The sequence below is a fragment of the Haliscomenobacter sp. genome (assembly GCF_040403615.1).
Lineage (GTDB): Bacteria > Bacteroidota > Bacteroidia > Chitinophagales > Saprospiraceae > Haliscomenobacter.
The window spans coordinates 1-5,877 of the sequence record NZ_JBBAKG010000191.1; the positions used below are offsets into that span (position 1 = coordinate 1).

General features: G+C 43.0%; 6 protein-coding genes and 2 tRNA genes. 3 read left to right on the forward strand and 5 right to left on the reverse strand.

Annotation, left to right across the window (positions count from 1 at the left end; translation table 11 throughout):
* Positions 1 to 92: 92 nt before the first annotated feature.
* The 5 genes from ABW391_RS28295 to ABW391_RS28315 all read right to left on the reverse strand — a co-directional run bounded on the left by ABW391_RS28295 (position 93) and on the right by ABW391_RS28315 (position 2,603).
* A complete protein-coding gene (locus ABW391_RS28295) occupies positions 93 to 389 on the reverse strand; it encodes a type II toxin-antitoxin system RelE/ParE family toxin (RefSeq protein WP_353485267.1) in 297 nt (98 codons plus the stop codon).
* Complete coding sequence (locus tag ABW391_RS28300) at positions 364 to 612, reverse strand: addiction module protein (protein ID WP_353485268.1); 249 nt, start codon at positions 610 to 612, stop codon at positions 364 to 366. Before ABW391_RS28300 ends, ABW391_RS28295 begins: the two co-directional genes overlap by 26 nt.
* A 94-nt stretch (positions 613 to 706) precedes the next feature.
* A complete protein-coding gene (locus tag ABW391_RS28305) occupies positions 707 to 2,218 on the reverse strand; it encodes an AAA-like domain-containing protein (RefSeq protein WP_353485269.1) in 1,512 nt (503 codons plus the stop codon).
* Positions 2,219 to 2,435: 217 nt separating this feature from the next.
* A tRNA-Pro gene (locus ABW391_RS28310) sits at positions 2,436 to 2,509 on the reverse strand.
* Positions 2,510 to 2,528: 19 nt separating this feature from the next.
* A tRNA-Val gene (locus ABW391_RS28315) sits at positions 2,529 to 2,603 on the reverse strand.
* 461 nt (positions 2,604 to 3,064) lie between these two features.
* Here ABW391_RS28315 and ABW391_RS28320 point away from each other — a divergent pair.
* From ABW391_RS28320 to ABW391_RS28330, 3 genes are all read left to right on the forward strand, one after another.
* Positions 3,065 to 3,703 carry a helix-turn-helix domain-containing protein gene (locus ABW391_RS28320; protein ID WP_353485270.1) on the forward strand — a complete coding sequence of 213 codons (639 nt, stop codon included), beginning with the start codon at positions 3,065 to 3,067 and terminating at the stop codon, positions 3,701 to 3,703.
* Between the two features lie 21 nt (positions 3,704 to 3,724).
* Complete coding sequence (locus ABW391_RS28325) at positions 3,725 to 4,669, forward strand: hypothetical protein (protein WP_353485271.1); 945 nt, start codon at positions 3,725 to 3,727, stop codon at positions 4,667 to 4,669.
* A gap of 305 nt (positions 4,670 to 4,974) precedes the next feature.
* Positions 4,975 to 5,877 carry a prohibitin family protein gene (locus ABW391_RS28330; RefSeq protein ID WP_353485272.1) on the forward strand — a complete coding sequence of 301 codons (903 nt, stop codon included), beginning with the start codon at positions 4,975 to 4,977 and terminating at the stop codon, positions 5,875 to 5,877.

Sequence of the window (5,877 nt, forward strand, 5' to 3'; positions counted from 1 at the left end):
AGGAGGGCCGTGGCGGAAAGACCGAGTGGGGAAATGATGGATTCTGGCATGGATTATTGTGCTGTTCAGGCTTTGCAATTGAAAAGAAAAAATCAGCGAACTCTCTTCTTCCAAGTATCGTTTCGCCTGTTGTGATAGACAGCCAAGATATAGATTACCTTTTTACCTACCTTATAGATCAAATAGTAAGGAAATTTATCAAACTGTACCCTTCGATAGTCTTGATATACTTTGCGGTAGGTATCTGGATTAGCTTGAATTTTTCGAAGCGTCTTTATAAAACCCTCTGTGAATTCTTGCCCTTTACCCGGACTTTGTTCTTCATACCAACCCACTGCTTCGGCGAGATCAATTTTGGCTTTTTTACGGAATCGAAACTGTAATGCCATATTTTTCTTTAAGTTCTTTGCTGATTTCTTCTCCGGTGAATAGCTCGGCTGTTCCGTTTTCAATTTCTGCCCAAGCTTGATCTAAGTCTGCCTTTTGTTCGTCCGAAAGTTCGAAATCATCCTCGGCTTCTTCATTGGCAATTTCTTCAAACAAGAAACGGGCCAGCTCAATTTTCTCGAGTCTGGTCAGTTTTGCTACTTCTTCTATGATGCTTGTACTCATAATCTTGATTGATTTCCCCAAATATACAGAGGAAATTGATTTTTTACAAATGGAAAAGGGGGCATAGTAGCCCTGCAAAATTGCGCTACCTCCCTCACACCCAAACCACCAACGCCTTCTTCCCTTTCCAAACCACGTCCTCAACCTTCCAATCCTTGAGCCCCTTGTGGTCAAAAATGAGCAGCGCGCCTTCATCCAAGTCCAGACTATCAAGATAACCCGTCAGTTGATCCAGTCCATTTTCGTGAGCCTGCTGGCCACGCCACAACTTGAGTTCGATCACGTATTGGTGTTGGTAGTAGGTAATCAGGATATCCAGGCGTTTTTCCTCCGAAATTTGTGGTTCTTTAAAGGCGTGGCCATGCCCATTGAGGATGGGTTTCAAGAAGGCCAAAAAGACCAGGCGACCCTGGCGCTCCAGGAATTCGCGATCTTTTTGGTGGTATTCCGCCTTCATCAATTCCTGAAACTTCAGGAGGGCTTTGCTGATGTTGAAACGATTGCCGGGCATACAATAGGCATCGGCGTTTTCCCGTCCTGCTATATTGGAAGTGTGCTCAGCATTGGCGCTCATGTAATTGAGGATTACCTCGCGGTAGATCCGGTTGTGAATGACCAGTCGGTAGTTTTGTTTGGCAAAAATGCCATAAACCAAACCCTGGTTGATCAAATCAGCGTGGGGATCAAAGGAGAGCTCTTGTCCCTCAATGAGCATGCGTTCAATGAGCTTGTATAAATCGGGGTTGTTGCGGATGTTTTTGATGAGTTCATCAAAATTGACATTGGACTCGCGCAGCAACTGGCTGGCTGCAAGATCTACATCTGCTACCGTCCATGCTTTTTCCTCTTTTAGCGGCAACAACTTTTCATCAAAAATTTTGCACAACTTACTCACCAAAAAAGGATATCCAGCGGTGTAATAAAACAGGCGTTCAGCCACGGCCTGAGCATCCACAAGCACCTCGCGATCCTGCGCGTATTCCTCCAGCATGGGCTGTATTTCCGTGGGCTGAAAGTTCATGTCTACCTCAAAGTCAGCGGCAATGTTCCAGGGCGAGTTGTATTTCTGCTCTTCACCTGGGCGCAACTTGAGTTTGAGGGTTTTTACATCGTGAACGCCAGTAAGGATGACGGAGTGGAAGGTAGGCGCTTCAGTACGCTCGAGGTATTTATTGCGCAACAGTCCTAAAAAACTGACAAACAACTGGTTGTTGCTGCTTTTGTCTATTTCATCAATGAGGAGGACCACTTTTCGCTCGGATTTTTCAACCAAAAGGCTGATTGTATCCGATAGATTGCTAAAGGAGTCTACCAAAGCTTCTTGCTCGGAAATCCACTCCGCAAGTTTTTTATCGGCCCTTTTGCAAGCTTTAGCAACCAAATCTAAAAATACCTTGCTCAATGATGCTTCATTTTCAAAAGGAAGATCTCCCGCTCCTTCAAAACTGGTACGCAGAGCCAAATATTTGCCTGAAGCATTGAGTGTTTCTGTTACCTGAAACAAGGCAGTAGTTTTCCCATACTGCCTTGGCCGATTGATGGTGAAATAATCCCCTTGCTCCACCATCGCCAAAATACGGGCATATTTGGCTGAGGAATCAGCCATGTAATGTTCCGTTGGGAAACAGACCCCCGTGACGTTGAAGCGTTTTTTCATATAGTAAAGATAAGGAATAATCTCATGTAGATGGAGAAATCAAATCCTGAGGGTGGGAGGTAAATCCCTTAATCTCTTACATTTAATCAACATTTTTCTGCACCATATCACTACCAAAAAAAATGGCTTACGCAAAATCATCGCGTAAGCCGTTGAAAATCAATTGTCGGGATGACAGGATTTGAACCTGCGACTCCACGCCCCCCAGGCGTGTGCGCTACCGGGCTGCGCTACATCCCGAAAAAAAGTATAAAATTCGTGAGCGATACAGGACTCGAACCTGTGACCTCTGCTCTGTCAAAGCAGCGCTCTAAACCAACTGAGCTAATCACCCATTTCTGTAATTGCGCTAGAGCTTTTTTTAGCGCATGCAAAGATACAACCGCAAACCGAAAAAGGAAACGCAAATTACAGGTTTTTCTCTAAAAAAATTGAGGTCGAACATAAATCGAACCAAAACCCAGGGGTTTTTGTCCCATTTATGACGACCTCAATCAAAACTACCAGGGTACTGGGGATTTAGTTTTACTTAGGGCACGAGAACCAATGTCATGTCGGTAGTAAAAAACTGTGCTGCAAAGGTAAATCAAATTTGACAAAATCCAAGAGAAATGTTCACTAAAATACCAAAGAGATCGTTTTAGCAACTTTACCGACATATTTTGTCATCGAAACTTGCTTGTTTGTTATTTTTAACCGTTATTTGTGACAGAAAAATTGGATTTACAACAATCCATTCCATTTATTCGTACAGGGCAACAACACTAAGTAAAGCTAGACCAAAATACTAGACCAATGTCGGAAGAGATGTTAAAAAAGAATCTCGCAGGGAATCTGATTCGCCTGCGAGAAGGCCGTGCGTTTACACAAGAAGGATTGGTATTGGCTTTGAAAAAAGAAGGTATCGAGGTTTCCAGAACTGCACTGGCATCGTACGAAAATGAGCGCTCTTTTCCTAAGCTTGATGTTTTGTATGCCCTTTCGCGCTATTTCAATACAGACATCGACACTCTTTTGCAAGAAAAAGAGGAAGCCAGGAATGTTTTGGACAAAAACATTGTTTCGAAACTGAATTTGGACGATTTGCTCCAGGATTTTTCGGAGGTGTTGATGTACATGAAGATGTACCGCAACATGTACTACGCCCTCTCGGAGAACATCTTGAAAAAATTCGGTACCCCAGAGCACCACAAAGAATTGCTGGAAATCATCGGCGGAGTGTATGCCAATGAGCAACTCAAAATGCCCAAACTCCAGGATCTCTTTGTAGGCCGATTGGACATTCGCGAACAATTGGTGTTTCAGGGCATCCACAACCAAATGCCGATTCAGGAATTGGCCCAACAGTTGTGCACCACACCTGAAGCAATTACTGATTTATTCATCAAGGCCAAAGACAAAGTCTTTGACATCCTTTTTGAAGAAGCATCATGAGAAAACCACACATTCAGCCATATGCAAAAAGCTCACTCTAATCTGAACATCAGTGCTGACAAGGATAAACTGAAGGAGCCAAAAACACCTATTGTCCCTGTAACTGATCCTAAAAAAGCGCAAATCGTCCGAGATGCCGACAAAAAGGCGCTTGAAAAACTAAAAACAATTAAAGCATCAGCCATTGCGCTGCTGGTCGCTTCTTGCCTATGGTATGGTATGCCTCCATCTTCCCGTACAGTTTCGGGAGTGGAAAGGTATACCCCTGCTAATCCTGGATTGAACAAGCAACACAGCGCTTCTCCTCCTGGCCATGCCTTGCGGCCTCCAGTCGTGCCCGGACCCATTTATCCAAATGATGTCAACAATAAAGATAAAATAGTCCAAAGCAAGTCAATAGATCGAGATTTTAAGGATAGTAGATATAGTATAAAACAAGATTTGGAAATACAATCTCCTGCGTTTAATTTATTTATTGGAGATGAATTAAATGAGAATAATCAACATTCACCTTTGTATTTTATATTAAAAAGAGTTGTTGAACAGTGTAAAAATTCAAAAAACTGTGCATTAATAGATCGTTTTTCAAGTGAAGAAAGCAGTATTCAAACCCGTTTTTTAAGCGACATTCAACTCAAAACCCCAGTTTCCAATGTTCCTATTTTAATTGATTTTGAATTAAAAGAATACTGTCAATCTTCTACTAAACCGCTATTTAATGAAACGCCTCAAAATAGTGCCAGGATAAAGTTGGTGATGAGGGCTACAGATGTTCGATTAAATAGAATAATTTTTGAGGAAATGATCGATCAGGAAGTTACTCAGAATGGCTGGGCCAATTATGAAATTTCAGGAGAACAAAACAATGAAAGATCTCTTGTATCTGAAAATTCAAATGCAATGAAAAAGGTTCAAATGCAAATTTCTCAAGAAATATTATCCATAATAGATAAGTATTTCCCTTAGCAAAGCAGAAAAATTACCTTCCCGATTTTGGGTTTTGAATAGGAAGTCGAACGGTTCATTTCAAGTGAGCTTTCTATTCAAAACCCTCTAAAAAAATCGGGAAGTAATTTTTTGCGTCAGACTTAGTATCACGACAAACTTTACCCTTAAATGCAACCGCCAAGGAGACTCCCGTGCTTTTTGGCGGTTTTTCATTTCTACCGATGATTTCTATGGTTTTATCGCAATTGTGCTTATCTTCCTCCAACATCCTTGCAAATGCAGGGATCTACACCTACATTGATCCCACTTAAAACACTGAAACTATGGTTCTCATTACTTTTGGCATTATTGCCATCATTGTACTCAATGTAATGTCGAATGTCAGTCCAAACCTCAACAAATTGGGGCGCATTGGTTACATGATCGGCTTTGCATTGATTGTACTCGGGATTATTTCCTCTTGCTTTGTACAGATTACCGCTGGTTCGGTGGGCGTACAGAGCTTGTTTGGCAAAATCCAGGGCAAAGTACTCACCGAAGGACTCAACGTGGTAAACCCCATTATGACGGTCATCAAATTTGACGTCAAAACGCGCAACTACACCATGTCGGCCATCCACGACGAAGGAGATCAACTGGGTGATGATGCGATCCGGGTACTCTCAGCAGATGGTCTGGAAGTGGTGATTGACCTCACCGTGTTGTATCGGGTTACTTCCGATAAAGCGCCCACCATCCTGCGTACCATTGGCGAAGACTACACCCAAGTGGTAGTGCGTCCGATTGTGCGTACGAAAATTCGCGATTTGGCGGCCAATTACGATGCTGTGGCCTTGTACTCCAACAAACGGGAGGAATTCCAGCAGCGCTTGTTTACCGCCGTTGAGAAGGAATTTACCAAGCGTGGATTTTCTTTGGAACAAGTGTTGATCCGCAACCTCAATTTGCCTCAGTCTGTAAAGGCGGCGATTGAGTCCAAAATCAACGCAGAGCAGGAATCGCAGAAAATGCGCTTTATCCTGGACAAAGAACGCCAGGAAGCCGATCGCAAGCGTGTAGAAGCACAGGGTATTTCTGACTACCAGCGCATCTTGACCTCTACCCTGACCGACAAACTGTTGCAGTACGAGAAAATCAAGGCCCAGAAGGAACTGGCAGGCTCTTCCAACGCCAAAATCATTGTCATTGATGGCAAAAACGCGCCAATGATCATGACGGGGAATTAA

What these genes read in the sequence shown, in the direction of transcription:
- ABW391_RS28325 (WP_353485271.1), top strand. Translation starts at nt 3,725, where the DNA reads ATGCAAAAAGCTCACTCTAATCTGAACATCAGTGCTGACAAGGATAAA.
- ABW391_RS28320 (WP_353485270.1), top strand. Translation starts at nt 3,065, where the DNA reads ATGTCGGAAGAGATGTTAAAAAAGAATCTCGCAGGGAATCTGATTCGC.
- ABW391_RS28305 (WP_353485269.1), bottom strand. Translation starts at nt 2,218, where the DNA reads ATGGCTGATTCCTCAGCCAAATATGCCCGTATTTTGGCGATGGTGGAG.
- ABW391_RS28295 (WP_353485267.1), bottom strand. Translation starts at nt 389, where the DNA reads ATGGCATTACAGTTTCGATTCCGTAAAAAAGCCAAAATTGATCTCGCC.
- ABW391_RS28330 (WP_353485272.1), top strand. Translation starts at nt 4,975, where the DNA reads ATGGTTCTCATTACTTTTGGCATTATTGCCATCATTGTACTCAATGTA.
- ABW391_RS28300 (WP_353485268.1), bottom strand. Translation starts at nt 612, where the DNA reads ATGAGTACAAGCATCATAGAAGAAGTAGCAAAACTGACCAGACTCGAG.